The 21,007-nt window shown below is 57.0% G+C and carries 17 protein-coding genes and 1 riboswitch; of the genes, 7 read left to right on the forward strand and 10 right to left on the reverse strand.

Features of this window, described 5'->3' with window-relative positions:
* Positions 1 to 56 precede the first annotated feature (56 nt).
* Positions 57 to 1,316, reverse strand: coding sequence for a hypothetical protein (locus AC0L8N_RS17325; protein WP_473669427.1), 1,260 nt, complete (start codon positions 1,314 to 1,316; stop codon positions 57 to 59).
* Positions 1,317 to 1,549: 233 nt separating this feature from the next.
* Here AC0L8N_RS17325 and AC0L8N_RS17330 point away from each other — a divergent pair, with 233 nt between their 5' ends.
* The 5 genes from AC0L8N_RS17330 to AC0L8N_RS17350 all read left to right on the forward strand — a co-directional run bounded on the left by AC0L8N_RS17330 (position 1,550) and on the right by AC0L8N_RS17350 (position 11,048).
* Positions 1,550 to 2,593, forward strand: coding sequence for a threonine ammonia-lyase (locus AC0L8N_RS17330; protein ID WP_473669429.1), 1,044 nt, complete (start codon positions 1,550 to 1,552; stop codon positions 2,591 to 2,593).
* The gene (locus tag AC0L8N_RS17335; RefSeq protein WP_473669431.1) at positions 2,590 to 3,978 is read left to right on the forward strand and encodes an FAD-binding oxidoreductase; all 1,389 of its coding nucleotides are present in this window, start codon (positions 2,590 to 2,592) and stop codon (positions 3,976 to 3,978) included. Before AC0L8N_RS17330 ends, AC0L8N_RS17335 begins: the two co-directional genes overlap by 4 nt.
* A gap of 137 nt (positions 3,979 to 4,115) precedes the next feature.
* Entirely contained in the window at positions 4,116 to 6,365 is a 2,250-nt protein-coding gene (locus AC0L8N_RS17340) for a protein kinase domain-containing protein (protein ID WP_473669433.1), read from the forward strand.
* Between the two features lie 83 nt (positions 6,366 to 6,448).
* Entirely contained in the window at positions 6,449 to 8,134 is a 1,686-nt protein-coding gene (ilvD, locus tag AC0L8N_RS17345; protein ID WP_473669435.1) for a dihydroxy-acid dehydratase, read from the forward strand.
* Positions 8,135 to 8,411: 277 nt separating this feature from the next.
* Positions 8,412 to 11,048 carry a bifunctional aspartate kinase/diaminopimelate decarboxylase gene (locus tag AC0L8N_RS17350; RefSeq protein WP_473669437.1) on the forward strand — a complete coding sequence of 879 codons (2,637 nt, stop codon included), beginning with the start codon at positions 8,412 to 8,414 and terminating at the stop codon, positions 11,046 to 11,048.
* Position 11,049: 1 nt separating this feature from the next.
* Here the strand turns inward: AC0L8N_RS17350 and hisE are convergent, their stop codons facing one another.
* From hisE to AC0L8N_RS17395, 9 genes are read right to left on the reverse strand one after another with little or no spacing between them, the layout of a single operon-like run.
* Entirely contained in the window at positions 11,050 to 11,346 is a 297-nt protein-coding gene (gene hisE / locus AC0L8N_RS17355; protein WP_473669439.1) for a phosphoribosyl-ATP diphosphatase, read from the reverse strand.
* On the reverse strand, positions 11,346 to 12,140 hold the full coding sequence (gene hisF / locus AC0L8N_RS17360; RefSeq protein WP_473670225.1) for an imidazole glycerol phosphate synthase subunit HisF: 795 nt from the start codon (positions 12,138 to 12,140) through the stop codon (positions 11,346 to 11,348). The genes hisE and hisF overlap by 1 nt, the downstream gene beginning before the upstream one ends.
* The gene (hisA, locus tag AC0L8N_RS17365; protein ID WP_473669441.1) at positions 12,122 to 12,862 is read right to left on the reverse strand and encodes a 1-(5-phosphoribosyl)-5-[(5-phosphoribosylamino)methylideneamino]imidazole-4-carboxamide isomerase; all 741 of its coding nucleotides are present in this window, start codon (positions 12,860 to 12,862) and stop codon (positions 12,122 to 12,124) included. Before hisA ends, hisF begins: the two co-directional genes overlap by 19 nt.
* A complete protein-coding gene (hisH, locus tag AC0L8N_RS17370; protein ID WP_473669443.1) occupies positions 12,862 to 13,461 on the reverse strand; it encodes an imidazole glycerol phosphate synthase subunit HisH in 600 nt (199 codons plus the stop codon). The genes hisA and hisH overlap by 1 nt, the downstream gene beginning before the upstream one ends.
* 1 nt (position 13,462) lies before the next feature.
* A complete protein-coding gene (hisB, locus tag AC0L8N_RS17375) occupies positions 13,463 to 14,539 on the reverse strand; it encodes a bifunctional histidinol-phosphatase/imidazoleglycerol-phosphate dehydratase HisB (RefSeq protein ID WP_473669445.1) in 1,077 nt (358 codons plus the stop codon).
* Positions 14,536 to 15,603 (reverse strand): histidinol-phosphate transaminase, encoded by a 1,068-nt coding sequence (gene hisC / locus AC0L8N_RS17380; RefSeq protein ID WP_473669447.1) that lies wholly within the window; start codon positions 15,601 to 15,603, stop codon positions 14,536 to 14,538. The genes hisB and hisC overlap by 4 nt, the downstream gene beginning before the upstream one ends.
* Positions 15,600 to 16,910 (reverse strand): histidinol dehydrogenase, encoded by a 1,311-nt coding sequence (hisD, locus tag AC0L8N_RS17385; RefSeq protein ID WP_473669449.1) that lies wholly within the window; start codon positions 16,908 to 16,910, stop codon positions 15,600 to 15,602. The genes hisC and hisD overlap by 4 nt, the downstream gene beginning before the upstream one ends.
* A 23-nt stretch (positions 16,911 to 16,933) precedes the next feature.
* Positions 16,934 to 17,836: an ATP phosphoribosyltransferase gene (gene hisG / locus AC0L8N_RS17390; protein ID WP_473669451.1), complete on the reverse strand. Its 903-nt coding sequence runs from the start codon at positions 17,834 to 17,836 to the stop codon at positions 16,934 to 16,936.
* A gap of 10 nt (positions 17,837 to 17,846) precedes the next feature.
* Positions 17,847 to 18,182, reverse strand: coding sequence for a YerC/YecD family TrpR-related protein (locus tag AC0L8N_RS17395; RefSeq protein ID WP_473669453.1), 336 nt, complete (start codon positions 18,180 to 18,182; stop codon positions 17,847 to 17,849).
* 180 nt (positions 18,183 to 18,362) lie between these two features.
* Positions 18,363 to 18,479, forward strand: a riboswitch (SAM riboswitch).
* A gap of 126 nt (positions 18,480 to 18,605) precedes the next feature.
* On the opposite strand from AC0L8N_RS17395, the gene metB reads away from it, so the two are divergent.
* A complete protein-coding gene (metB, locus tag AC0L8N_RS17400) occupies positions 18,606 to 19,802 on the forward strand; it encodes a cystathionine gamma-synthase (RefSeq protein ID WP_473669455.1) in 1,197 nt (398 codons plus the stop codon).
* Between the two features lie 8 nt (positions 19,803 to 19,810).
* Complete coding sequence (gene metX / locus AC0L8N_RS17405; protein WP_473669457.1) at positions 19,811 to 20,983, forward strand: homoserine O-acetyltransferase MetX; 1,173 nt, start codon at positions 19,811 to 19,813, stop codon at positions 20,981 to 20,983.
* Positions 20,984 to 21,007 lie beyond the last annotated feature (24 nt).

Below are 21,007 nucleotides of genomic sequence, written 5' to 3' on the forward strand. Positions count from 1 at the left end.
CGGTTGTAGTCAGGCGTTTTTTTTGTCGCCGGTTTCGGGCAGGTGCAGTCGATGACCTAGAAAGCAGGCGCGGCCTCGGCACAGTGTTCGAGTTTCAATTTGCGGTCTTCTATCCCGAGTAGTATTGGTTCGGCGAGTTCGCGGTAGATGTTGACCTTCGCGTTGTAGGCTGTTCGTGTCAGGCCGTGCTTGTCACGAATTTCCAGCTTGCGAATATCAAAATCGCCGCTCTCCAGTCGTTCGCCGGTCAGGTAGCACTTGATGGCCGTGACTTTTTCGCCGGAGAGCACGAGGCCGCTGAGTTTGGACAAATTGCCTTGTGCCCGCTCGAGAAAAGCGGCGGCATCAAGGTGAACTTGCGATTGCTCATGATCGTTGATATCGCCGATCAGTTCGGCATGGAAGTCACCAACAAGGATTTGCCCTGGCGAGGCGGCATCGATCATACGGGCCAGGTCAATCGTGACATCACCGACGATAAAGTCGTGAATCGTCGGGTTCAGGCCTTCCGCCTGATGGAACTCGTAGCAACTGCCAACGTGAAAACACGCGCGAAGTCTGGGTACGATTTTTGACGCGGACTTGCTGCGGGCAATGGCATTGTCGGCGAGGACAATGTGCATAAAGTGATAGAGATTCACATTGGCTTCAAGTCCATTGTCCCTGTTCCAGATGTAGAACCCATCGCCCGTTGTCGAGCGTGCGAAATTAATTTTCACGTCCTGCTCAAGCATTTTTGCGTGAGCGGAATTTAATGAATAGGAAAGACTGTTGAGTTGCGTCATTTGTTCGAAGGGTGTCAGCAGGCTGAAGCCGACGATATCAAACAGGGTCACAGCCCGGCTGGCGACGAAGTTAATGCCATAGCGGCGGATCATCTTTTCGATAATCTTGGTTTCGACCGGGTGGTTGCTTAGCGGCTGCCGCAGCCGGAGATGCTTCGGCTCGACGTTCATCAGTTTTGCCACTTTCTGCATTTGAGCCAAAGTCAGCTCACGTTCGTTGGATATGAGCTCGATGATGAATCTGGATGAAACGTTATGCGCTACATTGCCGCTGCTGGGGATACCTGCGATGTATTCGGCGATGGCATAGTGGGGCACGACAAGTACCAGCAAACCGTCATCCAATGGTGTCCAGCTAAGGATGCTGTTTTGACCCAATGCCCAGAGTTCGTTGAGTGAGCGTTCGAGCTGGACCAGATTACTGCGCTGCCGCAGCCCCATATTGCTGGCATAACCGGCCAATTGGTCGAGGTACGGCGAATATCCAGCGATCCGGTGAATGCCTGACGGCGACAGATCATCATAGTCCATTTACTTGGTCCATCCTGGGGAGCAGGCAGCGTGAGCTACGTCCCCCTGCGCAGTTCGCAACACTCAATGCGCGGCGATGACCGGTTGCCGCTCCGCAGGTCCCCACCTGGCATCGCTTTTGGCACCGGTACTTTGCGAAGAAATTAATCAACTCTGCTGCACAGTGCAAGTTTTATTAAGATTCAGCCGTAGGTATTTAAAATTTCATGCATTGATGGCTGTCCGGAAACGCAATGTCGGGTGCCAGTCGCGGCCTGGGAGGGTATCATCCGGGCGGGGTTTCCCTGTTCCGGAGTCATTACTTGCCTGTTCCGTCATCCGGCCTTGCCGAAATTCGCGCCTTGCATACGGTGCTTGCGCGCTGGCTGGTCAATACACCCGTGGTTCGTTGTCCTGCGCTGGAAGCGGTGACGGGCGCGCCAGTTCATGCCAAGCTGGAATTCCTGCAACGCACATCGACGTTCAAGCCTCGCGGTGCCTTGGCTGTCATGCTCGAAATGGACACAGCCCAACGCGCCGCCGGCGTCGTTACCGTCAGTGCTGGAAACCATGCCATCGCCACGGCGTACGCGGCCAGCGAGCTGGGCATATCCGCGAAAGTAGTCATGCCTGCATCTGCAAGCGCGGCGCGCGTTGCGCGGTGTCGCCACTACGGCGCTGAGGTGATGACAGCGCCCGATGCTCACCAGGCATTCGCGCTTGTGGATCAGATCGTCCGTGACGAAGGCCGCTTCCTGGTACACCCGTTTGAAGGACCACGGACGTCGCTGGGTACGGCAACGCTTGGCATGGAAATCTGCGAGCAGGTGGATCAGTTCGAGGCCGTTATCGTACCAATTGGCGGTGGCGGCTTGTGCTCGGGTGTGGCGTCTGCAGTCAAACTGATGCGACCGGATGTGCAGGTCTACGGCGTTGAACCGGAGGGTGCTGATACGATGTACCGCAGCTTCGTCAGCGGCAGCCCGCAAGCAATAGACAAGGTCAGCACCATTGCGGACAGTCTGGGGGCTCCGTTTGCGTTGCCTTACTCCTATTCACTCTGCTGCGCGCACACCGATCAACTTGTGCGCGTTAGCGACGATGAGTTACGCAGCGCGATGCGGTTCATTTTCCATGAAATGAATGTGGCAGTGGAGGCTGCTTGCGCTGCGAGTACGGCAGCGCTACTCGGGCCACTGCTAAAAAAAGTGCGTGGCCGACCCGTGGTAATAGTGCTGTGCGGCAGCAATATAGACTGGGCAATGTACGAGAGACATGCCGAACTGGAGAACGTGTGATAACTGAACGACTGAAGCAGATTGTTGGCGAGAACGGCTGGATAAGTGCCGCCGAGGACCTCGAACCGCACCTTCAGGAATGGCGCGGCAGCTGGCGCGGCGCAACGCCTGTCATGTTGATGCCGGAAAACACCGAACAGGTCTCGCGTATTCTGGCTGAGTGCCATGCCAGTGGCACGGGTGTGGTGCCGCAGGGCGGCAATACCGGGCTATGTGGTGGCGCGATTCCGGATGCGAGCGGCACGCAAGTCCTGCTGTCGTTGCGTCGCATGAACCGGATTCGCTCAATTTCTGCCGAAAACTATTCGATGGTTGCCGAGGCTGGCTGCGTTCTCGCCGATCTGCAACGTGCGGCTGACGATATCGATCGGACGTTCGCTCTCAGTCTCGCGGCCGAGGGCAGTTGTCAGATCGGCGGCAATCTGTCGACCGATGCAGGCGGCGTCAATGTTCTGCGCTACGGAACAGCGCGTGAGCAGGCGCTCGGACTGGAAGTGGTGCTGGCCGACGGTACGGTGCTCAACAGCCTGCGTACGTTGCGCAAGGACACAGCAGGATACGACCTCAAACAGCTGTTCATCGGTGCTGAAGGCACCCTCGGTGTCATTACAGCGGCGAGCTTGCGACTGTTTCCGAAGGTACGGCAGCGCGGTACCGCACTGCTGGCTTTGACCAGCGCCGAACAATCTGTGACTTTGCTGGCCGAGTTGCGAGGCCGGCTGCACGATCAGTTACTGGCTTTTGAATTGATATCAGCGCCTGCGGCTGGCTTGGCCGAGAAGCACATGGAAAATGTTCGCATGCCCTTTGAGAACAGCTCACCCTGGTACGTTCTGCTTGAATCGGCCGTGGTTGATGACGGGAGCGAATTCGAGGACGAAGTGATGCGGACATTTGAGATGGACCTCATTACCGACGCCGCGATAGCGAAGAATGAAGCCGAGCGAAACGGCTTTTGGCACTTGCGTCATTCAATATCAGAGGCGCAGAAGTACGAAGGCGCCAGCCTCAAGCATGACGTTTCCGTACCAGTCGGCGTTGTCGGGCGTTTTATCGAGAGTGCCACTTCAGCCGTTGAGCAATTCTGCCCCGGTTCGAGGGTGATGGCCTTTGGTCACGTAGGCGATGGCAATGTGCACTTCAATGTTTCTCAGCCGGTCAGCTGGACGGCCGAACAGTTTTACGCTGAACGTACCGCGATGGCCGGTGTCGTTTATGACGTGGTAGCAGAATTCGACGGCAGTTTCAGTGCGGAGCATGGCGTTGGAGTGCTCAAGCGAGAAACGCTGGCACACTATAGGCACGGGACGGAAATTGCTTTGATGCGCACAATCAAAGCGGCACTCGACCCCCGCAACATTATGAACCCAGGGAAAGTACTTTGACATCGTTGCACATCGGGCCGACAGATTTGCTGGCCAGTTCCCACAGACTCGCGGCGAGATCGCGCTAACATGGTCATTAGCTGCATCTGGCAGCGAGAATTGCTGTTTGACTGTGCATGGCGTTTCTGGAGACAGGCGTGACCGAAGATCTCAAGACGGAGCCCGAAAAGATGCCTGGCGATACAACGGACGGGACCTCGCCACTGGCTGGAGGTCACGACGCCGATGACGATTTCAGCCGCACAATGGTTCTGGAAAAGCCGTCGACTGTTGTAACCGAACCCGACCAACGGTTGCAGGCTGGCTCTGTGCTACGTGATCGCTACCTGCTGCATGACAACGTTGCGGCTGGAAGCATGGGCGTTGTTTACAAAGCGTTCGACCGGCACCTCGCAGACGTTGATGGTAGCGACGCCGCTGTAGCCATCAAGGTTCTGTCGCCGCATTTGTCCGGGAATCCTGATGCATTGCGGGCATTGCAGCAGGAAGCGGCGAAGGGGCGTTGTCTCAATCATCCACATATCGTCCGCTTCATCGATCTGGATCGCGAAGACGATCTGTACTTCCTCGTTATGGAATGGCTCGAAGGTGAATCGCTTGCCAATGCTTTGGACAGCGGCAATCTGAAAGCAGACATTCCGCGGGCGTTCGAAATAATCAAACAGATCGGTGGTGCACTGGACTTTGCGCATCGTTGTGGCGTTATTCACGCGGACGTGAAGCCCGGCAATATCATGCTGTTGCCGGACGGGTCGGTGAAACTGGTTGATTTCGGCATTGCACGCGTGCAACAACGTCGGCGCGGCGCCAATACCCCGAACCCGGACGTACTTCGGGCGGCTACCCCAGCCTACTCGAGCATGCAGGTATTGACCGGCGATGAACCAACTGCTGCTGACGACGTATTTTCACTGGCCTGCCTTGCGTACCGCCTCATCGCGGGTCATCGGGTTTTTGGTCCGCGGAACGCAGCGGAAGCGGCAGAGGCAGGGATGGACCCGCAACGACCGCAAGGCTTGAACGACAGTCAATGGAAAGCACTGCGTAAGGGACTCGCCTATTCGCGCGTGGCACGACAGCGGTCACCGCTTGAGTTCGTTAATGAACTTACGGCCGAGAGTTCGACCGTGGAATTTAGTCCGGCAGACGAGCTGAGAATCCCGGTCGATGCATTTGTTGAACGGCGGTTCGAGACCTCCCGGACTCGATGGCCTTACGCCGTTTTCATGGCTCTGATCGTGGGCGGATTGGCGCTGGCTGTTCGCCCTGATTGGCGGGCCGCGGCTCTTGACTGGTTGCCATCTGCAGTGAAATTCCAGCAGGCTACCGCACCGGAGTCGTCACCTCAGGAACCTGTCGCGAGCGGCGTGCCGTCCCCGGACAATACGCCGATCCGGGAATCCTCACTGCCGGACAGTACAGGTTCCCGCCCGGTCGCGGAGACGAACGCTGCTAACGAAACAAACAATGGTGTCTTGTCGGGCACGGATGCCGATACTGCAAGTTCTGCCGCTGCGCCATTGGCAGAAGCGTTGCCGGCAGGAAACGGGCCGACTGATCATTCGGCTCAGGCGGACGAAGTGGCTTTGGCCGACTTCCCGACCGAGGGCGTCGCTGAGGAGGCACCGACACCGGCAGCGAATGGCGGCAATAGCCTGGTGCTTGCCGCGCCAGGCGAAAGCAGTGAGGCGTTGGTGCTGAACATTGCTGAGGACGGCGGTGAGGTAGTCCTTGAACTCTACCGCTGGTTCGGCCTGTCAGAAGCCTTGCTCGTGCGTATCGACGAAGTGGGTTTCAGCGGGTCTCGTTCACCCCTGGAAGACGGAGAGTTTTCCATGTCAGGTGACGGTATCGTCAACTTCGATCCGGAACAGCGGCAGGCGTCCGTTACCATTCAACCGAGACCTGATGACCTTCGTGAATCAGACCGGCAGGTCAATCTGCTGCTACGTGACTATTACAATCCGGAGTCGACGCTCGGGCGGGTTGAGTTGAGACTGCTGGATGATGATCAACGCCGTTATGAAGAAGCCTACGCGGTCAATACGGTTGCGTTTGCAACGAGTAGTGTCGTGGTCAGCGAACGGGATCCCGCTGTGCTGATCGATGTGGAAAGGCTAAATCCTGACCAAAGTTCGCTGTCTGCTCGTTACGAAATTCGCGATATCACGGCAACTGAAGGCGAAGACTATTTCATCCCGGGCCGGCGATTCGTGACCTTTGGCCCCGGACAACGTAGCGCGCGCTTGCTGATTCCGCTTGTGCAAGATACCGTTACGGAAGACAACGAATCGTTTGCCATCGAGTTGGGGCAGAGCGGACCGGCTTCGAGCGCAATAAGCCGCGTTGTCGTCACCATTCAGGACGACGATTCACTGTTGAGGTAAGTCCCGGTATCAACTACCGGAGCGGGCGCGTCTGTACGAGCGTTCGCGTTCTTAATTGTAATTCGAATACAGAGCGAACCCCGATGACAGAAAAAGAAATGCGCCGCTACTCGAAAGTAGTGGTTGACGGTGTTGAGCACGCACCGAGTCGAGCGATGCTGCGTGCAGTAGGTTTCGAGGAACAGGATTTCAAGCGACCACAGGTCGGGATTGCCTCAACCTGGAGCATGGTCACGCCGTGCAACATGCACATCGACAAGCTGGCAGTGAAGGCGGCAGCCGGAGTGGATTCGGCCGGTGGCAAGGGCGTCATATTCAACACCATCTCGGTTTCTGACGGCATCTCGATGGGTACGCCGGGTATGCGGTATTCACTGGTGTCGCGGGAGATCATAGCGGACTCAATCGAGGCCGTGGTTGGTGCGCAAGGGTTCGATGGTGTTGTGACGATTGGCGGCTGCGACAAAAACATGCCGGGTTGCGTCATGGCGATGGCGAGATTGAATCGCCCATCGGTGTTTGTTTACGGCGGTACCATCAAGCCAGGTCGTGGTCGTCGGGACATCGTGTCCGTCTTCGAAGCCGTCGGCGCGCATTCAGCGGGCAAGATTGATGACGCCGAATTACTGGATGTTGAACAAACGGCCATTCCGGGCCCGGGTGCCTGTGGCGGCATGTACACGGCGAACACGATGGCATCGGCCATTGAAGCGCTGGGTATGAGCCTGGCCAACAGTTCGGCCCAGGAAGCAGTCTCGGCCAGCAAAATTGATGATTGCGCTCGCGCTGGCGAGGCGGTACTCGAATTAATCCGCCAGGACATCAAACCGCGCGACATCATGACGCAGAAAGCGTTCGAGAACGCCATCACTGTGGTCATTGCGCTGGGCGGCTCGACCAATGCCGTTTTGCACTTACTGGCTATGGCGAAAGAGGCAGAGGTCGAGCTTAGCCTTGATGACTTCACCCGGATTGGCAAGAACGTGCCGGTACTGGCGGATGTTAAGCCGAGCGGTAAGTACCTGATGTCGGAATTGATAGCGATTGGCGGGATTCAGCCGTTGATGAAGCGCTTGCTGTCTGAGGGTCAGTTACACGGTGACTGCCTGACTGTGTCGGGCAAAACGGTGGCTGAGAATCTCGCAGACGTAGCCGATTACCCGGAAGGTCAGGACATTGTCAAAGATTTTGCCAATCCGATTAAAGCGAACAGCCACCTGGTTGTTCTGTACGGCAATTTGGCACCGGACGGCGCGGTTGCAAAAATTTCGGGCAAAGAAGGACTGCAGTTCTCCGGTCGGGCGCGGGTTTATCACTCGGAAGAGCAGGCTCTTCAGGCCATTCTGGACAATGCGATTGTTGCCGGAGACGTAATTGTAATTCGTTATGAAGGACCAAAAGGCGCGCCCGGTATGCGCGAAATGTTAAGCCCTACCGGCGCGATCATGGGCAAAGGTCTAGGTGCGGAGGTTGCGTTAATTACAGACGGCAGATTCTCAGGCGGTAGCCATGGATTTGTCGTTGGGCACGTCTCACCCGAAGCTGCGGTTGGTGGTCCCATTGCCTTGGTCGAAGAGGGCGATCAGATAACGATCGATGCGGAGAGTCGGCAGATCCTGCTTGATGTCAGCCCGGAGGTTATGGAGCAACGTCGGCAAACGTGGCGTCGGCCACCGTCGAGTGTCAAGACGGGCATTTTGGCCAAGTACCGGGCGGAAGTTTCGTCGGCATCCAAAGGCGCAATTACTGAAGCACCGGATTGGGATTAATATGCCTGTCACTCTTGACGTCGACGCGGCGCTCGGTTCTACTTCCGCAATGAAAAAATCATCCGCCCCCGTAACGTGCCATATCAACGACTTGTTTGTTGCAATAAAACGCATAAAGAAACCGGCGCGCCAGAGGTGCGTGGGCGTGATGGGCGGCAGAACCGGCTGAGAAAAATCCGGCTGCAGTCATCAAACCCGCAAGGAATCACCGTGCGGGTTTTTTTTTGGGCGCCGCATTTACAACCACCGTTAACGAACGAGTACGACAGGAATGACAATGCAAATCGAAGAAGCAGAATTTCGCGCCAGCAGTGAACTAGGCGCAGAGCCGCATATAGCAACGTCAGAGTGGGTTGTACTCAAATTTGGCGGTAGCAGTGTTGCGACGGCTGACAACTGGCAAATCATCGCAGGCGTCTTGCGCAATCGGTTGCAGGCAGGATTGCGCCCCCTCGTGGTTCATTCGGCGATCGCCGGGGCGTCGAACGCGCTTGAGAACATACTCACCAGCGCTATTCGGGGCGATGCACAGGTTGAATTGACGGCGCTGCAGACAATGCATTGCTCGCTGGCCGCAGATCTCGGGCTCGACGGCAAAGCATTGTTGCAGGAACTCTTTGCCGAAATGGAGCAACTTGCAGCGGGTGTACAGCTGGTGCGTGAGGTCAGCCCCAGAGTGCACGTGCGCATGATGGCGTTGGGTGAATTGATGTCGACGACACTGGGCGCGGCCTTCCTCAATGCCAATGGCATTGAGACCAGCTGGGCGGATGCTAGGGAGTTGATGGTCAGCAACGACGCACCGCGTCGCACGATTGCCCAGAACTACTTGTCGGCTACCTGCGATTTCTCGCCCGACCCATCCCTCGTGGAAAAATTATCGGCCCGGACGGGAGTGATTTTGACGCAAGGCTTTATCGCCAGTAACCCGCGGGGCGAGACGGTGTTATTGGGGCGCGAAGGATCCGACACGTCGGCCGGTTACTTTGCATCCCGGGTTCAGGCGCGGCGACTTGAGATTTGGACCGACGTGCCCGGCATGTTCACGGCCGATCCACGGTTGGTGCCGACTGCTCGATTGCTGGCTGAACTGCATTTCGACGAGGCTCAAGAGCTGTCGTCTACCGGCAGTCGTGTGCTGCACCCACGGTGTCTTAGTCCACTGCGGCGATCCGGAATCCCGTTGTTCATTCGCTGTACGAATGCTCCCGGCGTGTCAGGTACGGTAATTTCATCGGTGACAAGTGACAACGAGTCACAGGTAAAAGGCGTTTCAGCGCGACGCAATGTAACCCTGTTCTCTATGGAAGGTGCGGCGATGTGGCACGAGGTTGGCTTCTTGGCCGACGCCTTCAGCTGCTTTGCGAAACACGGTATTTCCATTGACCTCATCTCTACTTCGCAAACAAACGTTACAGTTTCTATCGACAACGACGACCAAATGCTTGCCGCCGATGTTCAGCGGGCATTGGTAACGGACCTCGAGTTGTTGTGCCGGGTGCGGGTCATTCCTGATTGTGCGGTGATCAGTCTGGTGGGTCGAAAGATCCGCACGATCCTGCCAAGAATTGCGCCGGTATTGAGCGCCTTCGATGAAGAGAAAATTCACCTCGTTTCGCAGGCGGCGAATGATCTGAACTTTAGTTTCGTGATTGATCAGGAGCAGTTGGGAAAACTGGTTACCCGGATTCACAACGCCGTCATTCGCAGTGCCGGTGGCAGTCGGGTGTTTGGACCGAGTTGGGAAGCGTTGTTCGATGAGGTAGAGCCGACACGCGCCAGCCCAAATGCATGGTGGATCCGCAAACGCGACGAACTCTTGAGTTTGCTTGATGGTCGGCTGCATGCCTACGTTTACGACAGCGACACGGTGCGTGCTGCGGCGGAATCGTTGCTGGGCCTGCAGTCGGTTGATCGGGTCCTGTACGCGATGAAGGCGAATTTCAACCCCGAAATTCTGCGTCTGATCAGCGATCTTGGCGTTGACTTTGAATGTGTGTCGCCAGGGGAAGTCCAGAAGCTTCACGAGGTCATTCCGGATTTTGACAACAGCCGGGTTCTATTCACGCCGAATTTCGCACCCAAGGAAGAATACATTTGGGGGCGCGATCAGGGCTTGCAGCTAACGCTCGATAACTTGTACCCGTTGCGAGCCTGGCCCGAGATATTCAAGGGCGTCAAACTATTCATCCGCGTCGATCCGGGCCAGGGCAGAGGTCACCACGAACACGTGAAAACCGGCGGTGTGCAGTCTAAATTTGGCGTGCCATTGTTCGAAATGGACGAACTGCAGGAGCTGCTCGAACGCGCAGGTGCCGACGTCATCGGTATCCACGCACACAGTGGTAGCGGAATACTCGATCCGGACAACTGGCGGTCAGTGGCGGCAACGCTCGCGCAGGTTGCGGATCGATTCCCCAACGTGGAAGTGCTGGATCTTGGCGGCGGGCTCGGCGTGCCTGATCGTTCCGTGGATACTGCATTCGATATTGCCGCACTCGATCAAACGCTCAATGAAATCCGCAAGGCGTATCCGAAGTACCGTTTGTGGCTTGAACCCGGACGTTACCTGGTGGCGCAATCGGGAGTGCTGCTCGCACGAGTTACTCAGGTTAAAGGCAAGGGCAGCATGCAGTACGTTGGCGTTAGCACTGGAATGAATTCGCTAATCCGGCCTGCGCTGTACGGGGCCTGGCATGAGATCGTCAACCTTAGCCGGGCCGACGAGGTGGCTACGGAATCGGTCACAGTGGTTGGGCCTATCTGTGAGACCGGCGACAAACTGGGAACGGACCGGTTATTACCGCCGAGTAGCGAGAACGACGTTATTGCTATTGCCAACGCAGGTGCTTACGGCCGCGTAATGAGTTCGCGTTACAACCTGCGTGAACCGGCAGACGAGGTAGTGATCTGAGTTAGCGGTTATGCCTGGATTCGAGTACAGCGACGGCATCAGATAGTCGAAGGCCGCTGTCAGTCAGCAGCACGAGGAGGTGGTAGAGAAGGTCGGCGGTTTCTTCCAACAGTTCATCGCGTTCACCCGCGGTGGCTGCCAAAGCAACCTCTACGCCTTCTTCGCCCACTTTTTGCGCGATACGACGGGTGCCGGCGGCCAATAGTTTGGCCGTATAGCTGTCATTGCCCGGTTGCTTCGCGCGTTCCCTGATCACGTTTTCAAGTGTGGTCAGAAAGTCGATTGTATTGCTGCTCATTATTCATTTCCCAGGTTTGACGTGTCCGGAAGGCGCACGTCAATGCGTTGTTCATGCAGGTAGGTTTTCAGCGCGCCGATCGCAATCTCTCCGCTGTGGAAAACGCTGGCGGCCAAGGCACCGTCCACGTTACTGGTGCGAAATACGTCGGCAAAATGGCCCATTGCACCGGCGCCGCCGGAGGCAATCAACGGAACCCGGCACTGTTCTCGAGCCCGGCTCAACTGGGCGCAATCGTAGCCTTCACGGACACCGTCCTGATTCATGCAGTTCAGGACAATTTCGCCGGCGCCGCGATCCTGTACTTCGCGGATCCACGCCAGAGTGTCGAATTCTGCGGCGACAGTCTTGTCAGGATCGCCGGTGAATTTATACACCTGGTAACCGCCAGCGGCTTCGCGACTGTCTATGCCGATAACGACGCACTGTGAACCAAAGCGTTTCGCCAGCGTTGAAATCAGTGAAGGGTCCTGCAGGGCCGGTGAGTTAATCGAGATCTTATCGGCACCCCGATTGAGCACGTCTTCGGCGTCCGCAATGCTGCGTATGCCGCCGGCAACACTGAACGGTATATCCAGGACGCGGGCGACGTCACTCACCCAGCGGCGGTCTACCGAGCGTCCATCCGGACTGGCAGTGATGTCGTAGAAGACGAGTTCGTCCGCCTGTTCACGGCAATAGCGTTCCGCGAGTTCGATGATGTCGCCAACCACCCGGTGATTGCGGAACTGCACGCCTTTGACGACCTTGCCATCGCGGACGTCAAGGCAGGGAATTATGCGCTTTGCTGGAATGACGCTATCTCCTCAGCCGTGATGCAACCGTCAAGCAATGCGCGTCCGGTGATTGCGCCGGCGGCTCCCAGACTTCGCAATTCATTGAGGTCGCTGATATTTCGAACGCCACCGGATGCTTGTAGTTCGAGGGTAGGAAAGCGTTGCCGGATCTCTCGGTACAGGTCCACTGACGGTCCGCTCATGGCACCGTCGCGGCTGACGTCGGTACACAGCAGGTGTTTCATTCCGGCGCTGTCGTAGCGAGCAATGCAGTCCCACAGGGTAACGTCCGATTGTCGTACCCAGCCGTGGGTGGCAAGCCAGGGAACGCCATCGTCATCGCAGCGGCAATCCAGAGCAAGCACGAAGCGGTCCGCGCCAAACTCGTCCATCCATTCCAGAACCCGGGACGATTCCGTGACCGCAAGACTGCCGACCACCAATCGTTGCACGCCGGCTTCCAGCCACGCATTAACGGTTTCAATGTCGCGAATTCCGCCGCCAAGCTGTACCGACAAGCCGCTTGCGGAGACAAGTTGTTGGACGCAGTCCCGATTGATCTGCTGGCCACTTTGTGCGCCGTCGAGATCGACGACGTGCAGGTAGCGGAAACCGTAGTCGTAGAACTGGCGAGCGACGACCAGCGGCTCTGCGCTGTAGTGAGTTTGCTGCGCGAAGTCGCCCTTGAACAGGCGGACACAACAGCCGTCTTTTAAATCTATTGCCGGTATTATTTTCATCAGGACATCTGCAGGAAGTTTTTGAGTAAGCGTGCGCCCGCGTTCGCGGAGCGTTCGGGGTGGCATTGAGCGGCGTAAAAGTTGTCCTGTGCAGCAATGGCGCAAAACTCATCTGCATGGCGCGCCGTCGCGCAACTGTAATCGCCGATCGGCAATGCGTAGCTGTGCACAAAATAGAACCAGCTGCCTTCGTCGATGCCGTACAAGAGTGGGTGGTCGCCTTGCTTATCGATACGGCACCAGCCCATGTTGGGTACCGGAATGCCCTGGTCGTCAGGGAGTTTCGTTGCGGTCGCGGGAATTACGCCGAGGCAGCGCGTATCGCCCTCGGCAGAGTATTCAGCCAATAATTGCATACCGAGGCATACGCCAAGGACCGGTTGTGTAAGGCCTGGAATCAGGTCAAGGAGGTCATGTTGTTCGAGCCGTTGCATGGCGTCGCCCGCCGCGCCAACACCGGGCAGAATAACTCTGGGGGCATTGCCTATGACTTCCTTATCGGTCGTCAGGGTAGCCGTTGCTCCGAGCCGTTCAAGCGCGAACATCAATGACGCAATGTTTGCGCCACCACTGTCGATAATTACAACGTCGTTCTTCATATCAGGCCAGCATGCCTTTGGTCGAAGGCAGACTGTCGCCTTCAATGCGTACGGCTTGGCGCAGAGCACGGCCTGTGCTCTTGAAGCAAGCTTCTACCATATGGTGTGTGTTTTCGCCGCGGACTTCGATGTGCAGCGCTGCTGCCAATGCATCCGCCAGCGAGCGGAAGAAATGTGGCACCAGTTCCGTCGCAAGGCCGCCTACTTCAGCACGTGGAAAATGGCCGTCGAACACGAAGTAGGGTCGACCGGATAAATCGATGGATACTTTGGCTTCGGTCTCGTCCATCGGTAACAAAAATCCAAATCGGCCAATGCCGAGCTTGTTGCCAAGCGCTTCACGCAGTGCTTGTCCCAGACACAAGGCAATATCTTCAACTGTGTGGTGCTCGTCTATGTGCAGATCCCCGTCGCACTTGATTTGCATACTGAATCCACCGTGCCGCGCAATTTGTTCGAGCATGTGGTCGAGAAAGCCGAGGCCGGTATCGATAGCGACAGGTTGCTCGTTGTCGAGATTCACCTGTATCCGAATCCGGGTTTCCTTGGTTTCGCGGCGAACGTCAGCGCGACGTTCGGTATCGAGTAGTGCGCTCGCGATGCCGGGCCAGGATTGCTCCCAATCGCCGTCCGGCGAAACTAGACAGCCGCGAACGCCGAGGTTTTCTGCTAACTGCATATCTGTTTCCCGATCACCGATGACAGCGCTGCGCGCGACATTGAGATCGGTGCTGGCCAAATAGCGAGTCAGTAGTCCGGTACGGGGTTTGCGGCAGGCGCAGCCGTCCTCATCTCTATGCGGGCAGATCAGAATTTCATCAAAGCAAATTCCTTGGCTGGCGAACAAGGAAACGATATGGCTCTGACAGCGTTCGAAATCGTCTTGCGGAAAGGATTCTGTGCCGAGGCCGTCCTGATTGCTGACCATGACAAGGCGATAGCCGGCATTGACCAGACGAATGAGCGACGGAATTACCGCTGGCAGGAGCTTGATTTTGTCGAGCTTGTCGACCTGATAGTCTTCAGGTTCTTCAACCAGCGTTCCGTCGCGGTCAATAAAAAGTACGGATGAACTCACGTTTCGGTCTCCGTTAAATTCTTTAGGGTATCAATCAGCAGATTGTTCTCAGTCGCTGCGCCGATGGTGATTCGTGCACAATTGTTCAGCAATTCATCTTTGGCGAAAGAGCGGATCAATACTTTTGCTTTGCCGAGTGCGTGGTGGACTGCATCGAGATCCCGAAAACGAACGAGCAAAAAGTTGCTTTGACTTGGCCAGACCTTCACTACCGGTTCAAGCGCTTCCAGGCCCGCGCGTACCCGGCCTCGTTCTGCCGTTGTTGTGGTGACCAGTGCATTCGCAGTGGCAATCGATTCCGGTGTCAATGCCTCCAGTACCCGTTCCGTGGTCGGCGTTGAAAAGGCGTAGGGCGGTAACATGGCGCTCAATAAGCGAATCGTGGCAGCCGGTGCAATTATGCTGCCGCAGCGTAAACCTGCAAGACCGTAGGCTTTGGATAGCGTACGCAATATGACGAGGTTGTCGTAATCATTCAGCGCGTTTAGCAATGACGGCCGTTCGCTGAATTCGATGTAGGCCTCATCCACGACCACTATGGAACGACCGGCGCGTGCTTTCACAATCTGCAAGATGCTGTCGTTGTCCAGCAAATCGCCACTCGGATTGTTTGGTGAACAGAGGAAGATCAATTTGCTGTTGTCGGTGCAGGCAGCAAGTAGCAGTTCCGTGTCCAGTGCGAAATCACGCTCCATGCTCAGCGGGACTTGCACTATCTCGGCGGCCTGCATTTCAGCATATACGCGGTACATCGCGAAAGATGGTGATGTCGTAACGATGTTGTCGGTATAGGCCCTGCAAAAGCTACGAATCAAGATATCGATAGCCTCGCTGCTGCCGCGTGTAACCATGACGTGTTCCATGGTTACACCGTACAACCCGGCCAGTCGCTCAATGATCGCGTCCGGCCGAATCTGCGGATAGCGATTGAGCTCGGAATTTTCAAGCGTCGGCGAATAAGGCGCTTCATTGGCGTTCAGGCGGACAGTATCGGGTTGCTGCTCTGCGGTGACATAGGCTTGCAAACGCGCAATTTCCGGCCGGGCCAATTTATCGATGCTCACCGCTTGCGCTCCGTCAGGCTGTTGATACGAATATCAACGGCAGCGGCGTGAGCATCGAGGCCTTCGAGACGTGCGAGTTCCGTAACGCTGGAGCCGAGTCGCTTCAGGCCATCCGGGGTGAGTTCCTGCACCGTCATTTGCCGGCAGAACTGTTCCAGCCCCAAGCCGCTGAAGTTTCTGGCCGCGCCGTAAGTCGGCAGCACGTGATTGGTGCCGCTGCAGTAGTCGCCGACTGACTCGGGTGTCCAGGGGCCGACAAACACGGAGCCCGCGTTTCTGATGTCAGGTAGGGCACTGCGCGGGTTTTCGAATTGCAATATCAGGTGCTCAGGCGCATAGCGGTTGCTTATAGCTATGGCCGTTTCGAGGTCGTCGCAAACAATTAAGCGGCTGTGCAACAGCGCGGCGGCCGCGACATCACGCCGATCAAGTGTCTGCAGTTGCTGATCAAGTTGCGTTGTAACCTCTGACACCAATTGTTCGCTGGTGCTGAGCAAGATGACCTGAGAGTCAGCGCCGTGTTCAGCTTGCGAGAGAAGGTCGGAGGCCACGAACGCAGCATTTGCTGTGTGGTCGGCGATAACCAGTACTTCTGAAGGGCCGGCCGGCATGTCGATAGCGACCCCGCCTGCAACACCGGCAACCTGCGATTTCGCAGCGGTCACCCATGCATTGCCTGGCCCGAATATTTTGTCGACTGGCAATATACTCTCTGTGCCGAAGGCCAGTGCAGCGATAGCCTGTGCGCCACCGACCTTGTAAATTTCATCAACGCCGGCACGCTGAGCGGCCACCAGAACAGCGGGGTCGGCGGTGCCGTCGGGGCGAGGCGGCGTGCACAGCGCCTTACGGCCACACCCTGCAATGCGTGCAGGCACGGCAAGCATGATTGCTGCAGATGGCAGGGGCGCGGTACCGGCGGGGACATAAAGTCCGACAGCATCGATAGGTCGGGTCAGTCGTTCACAACGAACACCGGGCATGGTTTCGATGTCGATCGCTGTCAGGCGTTGCGCTTCGTGAAAGCGGCTAACGTTCGCAATCGCCACGTCTATAGCTTCAATGGCTTTGCTGCTGAGTGCTTGTTCCGCTGCCGCAAATTCCTGCGCGGTGACACGTAAGGAGGTTAGCGCGGCCTTATCGAATTTGGCCGTTAGTTCGAGCAGTGCCGCATCGCCGTTGGTTCGGACTTGGCGAATAATCGCTGCTGCCGCGTCTGCAACATCAGGGCCGACAGACAGCGCCGGTCGTTGCAGTACGCTGTGACGCTGCTCATCGTCCAGTTCGCGCCAAACGAGCACTTGCATGCTCCTGCCTGCAGTTGTGACCTTCACGGCAGCATTTTCTCAACAGGCAGCACCAACATTGCACTGGCACCCGCCGCTTTCAGGTTCTCGAGCGTTTCCCAAAAAACGTTTTCACGGCACACAGCGTGCACGGCAACCCGCTTGTCGTCGCCTTCCAGTGGCATGACGGTTGGTGCCTCGGAGCCTGGCAACAAGCGACGAATTTCCGCGAGGGCCGAGCGTGGCGCGTGCAGCATGATGTATTTGCTTTCACGGACCTGCAAAACACCGTTTAGTCGCTGCAGCAATTTATTGACCCATTCCTGCTTGGATGTACTCAGGGAAGCGCGAGTCTGGATGATGATCGCTTCGCTTTCGGTGACCGTTTGTACCTCACGAAGCTGATTGGCGGCGAGCGTCGATCCGGTCGAAACCAGGTCACAAATAAAGTCCGCACGACCGAGTTTCGGCGCAATTTCCACAGCACCGGAGAAGTAAACGATTTCGGCGGAGACGCCATTCTCACGCAGGTAATTGCCAAGGGTCGCGGTGTAACTCGTTGCTATGCGCTTGCCTTGCAAGGATTGCGGGCCGGCAAACTCGACGCCTTCGGGTGCCGCAACAGAAAGCCGGCAGTGCCCGAAGTCCAGTTCAAAGACCTGATCAAACTGGGCTTCGTTACCTTCATCCTGCAACGCATGGCGTTTCTCAGTGACGACATTCAGGCCGACAATGCCGAGGTCGCACACGTCATCGCTGACCAGCCCCGGAATATCGTCATCTCGCACGAGCAGCAGGTCGACAGGCATGTTTTCGCCGTAGCAAAACAGCTGGTCTTTGCTCTGCGTAAATTTGAGTCCGCAGCGTTCAAGAAGATCGAGGGAGTGATCTGTCAGGCGGCCGGATTTCTGCACCGCAATCTTGATGCGTTGCTCTGGGTTTTCCATGCGAATTGTCCTAGTGGGAGATGTTAAGTTTGCGCGGGCTTTGTCGTTTGTTGCGTTCCAAGGCTGTTTGGTAACCGCCGTGGCCGTCGCTAAGGAAGCGCGCAACCCGTCCGATCGTCGTCACGCTAACGCCGGTCAGTTCGTGAATGCGGCGATAAGGCAGATCTTCCTGCAAAAGGCCGACAACCTGCCAGCGATCGACAAGAGCCTGAAGCTCGGCCGGCGTGCACAGGTCCTTCAGGAAATTGCGGAACTCTTCGATGCCACGCAGAGAGCTCAAAGCCGTAAACAGTGCATTTTCCGCACGTTCGCGCTCTGTAGCTGAGTCCTGTCGATTCGGTTTCATGAGGTTTTTTGCCTGTTTCGAGCTGTTCTAATGTATTAATGCGTTAGTACACTAGTGCAAGCAGGTGATGAAAGCAAGCAGGGAATTCAAAAACGTATACGCGGGCGAAAGAATGGCGGCGCCGAAAAAAAACCGTGCGGATGCTTGACCTGATTGCAACGGCCACACTAGACTGCGTCCCACTCATCGAGACCGGCTGAGGGAAAGGCCCATAGACGCCGGGGCAACCTGCAGGACTAACCATCCTGATAAGGTGCCAACTCCTGCGGAGCGCTAGACGCTTCCGAGAGATGAGGGGCAGTGCAATGCAAAGTCCTTGATGGACGACGCGGAGGGCACAGCACCCTTCCTGCGGTATCCGCGGGGTTCCGATGAGAGTACGCGACCTGTGGTCGCACATTGGAAGCTCACGCGGAGACATAAATGACATCTTCAGTTCACCCGGCCACCCGTGCTGTTCGTGCTGCCATCGAAACCGATACGCAACACGGCGCCATCGTGCCGCCATTGCACTTGTCCACCAACTTCAGTTTTGCCGCTTTTGGTGAAAAACGGCAATACGACTACACCCGCAGCGGGAACCCGACCAGAGATGCGCTGGCCGACGCATTGTGCCAGCTTGAAGATGGAGCAGGCGCTGTTGTGACGTCGTCGGGCATGGCCGCATTGACCCTGTTGGTGCAGTTGCTCGAGCCGGGCGATTTGCTGGTCGCACCTCATGATTGTTATGGCGGCACGTACCGTTTGTTCGAGAATCTCGCGAGGCGCGGACACTTCGAACTTGCCTTCGTCGACCAAACCGACAGTAAGGCAGTAGCGGCTGCCTGCGAACGCAAACCGCGTTTGATTCTGGCTGAAACCCCGTCAAACCCTTTGCTGCGCATCGTCGACATTCGCGCTCTGGCGAACGCAGCGAAATCGTGCGGCGCACTCTTGGCCGTCGACAATACGTTTTTGTCTCCAGCGCTGCAGAATCCGTTAGCGTTGGGTGCGGATCTCGTTGTGCATTCAACAACCAAATACCTGAATGGCCACAGCGATGTGGTTGGCGGCGCAGTGATAGCGGCCACCTCGGAACTGGCGGAAACCCTCAGCTGGTGGGCGAACTGTCTGGGCATTACCGGCGCGCCGTTCGACAGTTTCCTGACCTTGCGCGGTGTCCGTACTCTGCATTCAAGAATGCGCACTCACGAAGAAAATGCCGGGCAGTTGGCCGCAGCGCTCGCCGCTCATCCTGCTGTCAAGCGGGTCTATTACCCAGGTCTTGCCGACCATCCGGGACACGAATTGGCCGCGGAACAGCAGAAAGGGTTCGGCGGCATGCTGAGTTTCGATCTGGCCGGAGATGAAGAGAACGTTCGCGCCTTCGTCAACAATCTCGAATACTTTTCGTTGGCTGAATCACTCGGTGGTGTAGAAAGTCTCGTGTGTCATCCGGCATCCATGACTCATGCTGCTGTAAGTCGTGAGGCTTTGGCTGTAGCCGGTGTTGGTAACAATCTGGTGCGTTTGTCGGTCGGCCTCGAGAACGGCGACGATCTGCTTGCTGATGTGCTGCGTGCGCTTGAGCATGCGCAACGTGCAAGCGATAACGCCACTCTTAGCGCTGTAGCCAGCTAGGCATCGCAGTGAGCGCAACGCCTGCCTGTGCAGCCGAAGAGCCGTTGCGGCGACACGTGTCGGCATTGACCCGGTATTGCCGGCTGCCGGGTGCGTTGAAACTGGAGTGTGGTGAGACGCTGCAGGACGTGACGATCGCCTATCGCACATGGGGCGACCCAGCCAATGCGGCGACAAACGCGGTGTTGATATGCCATGCCCTGACAGCATCCGCCGACGTGGATGTTTGGTGGCCTGGAATGATAGGTGACGGCGCCGCATTTGATCCAGCGTCAGACTACATTGTTTGCAGCAATCTGCTGGGTAGTTGCTATGGCACGACCGGGCCGGTATCGCTACGTGCCGGAAGTACAGAGCGCTACCGAGCGGATTTTCCCGCCATCAGTGTGCGTGATTGTGTACGGGCACAACGCATGCTGCTCGATCATCTTGGCATAGGCCGGCTGGCACTGGTCACGGGACCCTCCCTAGGCGGTATGCAGGCACTTGAGTGGGCGGCGATGTACCCGGACCAGGTAGACGCCATAGTGCCAATGGGCGCGGGCGGTCGGCATTCGGCGTGGTGCATCGCCAGCAGCGAGGCACAATGCGCGGCAATTCGGGCTGATGCCAATTGGAATGACGGTTTCTACAGCGACGACAAGCCACCCAGCAAAGGACTCGCTGCCGCCCGAATGATGGCCGTGTCGATGTACCGGAGCTGGCGTGGATTTCAACAACGCTTCGCACGGGATCAGCGCGGCGACGGAACGTTTCAAGTGCAGTCTTACCTGCGCCATCAGGGTGACAAACTTAACGATCGCTTTGACGCCAACTGCTATCTAAGGTTGATCCAGGCGATGAACGGGCATGACCTGGGGCGAGGGCGCGACCAGTATTTCGATGTGCTGGAAAGCATCACCCAGCCGGCCTTGTTAATCTCCAGCAGCTCCGATCAACTGTATCCCGTGCACGAACTTGAGGTTGTGGCCAGGCACTTGCCGAATGCAAGCCACGAGACGCTGTCAACGGACGAAGGGCACGACGGATTCCTGATCAAGACCGGACCATTGGCCGCTATGGTCCGGAAGTTCAGAGACAGTCTGGTGCCTGCGAAGGGCGCATCGGCATTCGATGTTGATGAAGCGGGCGGTTGCAATTCGCCCGTCAGTTCAGAGCCCCAACAGCGTTTGGCCAGCTAAGCTGCCCAGTCGTTGACTGGGCAG

Source organism: Woeseia sp. D3-10, from assembly GCF_055809415.1.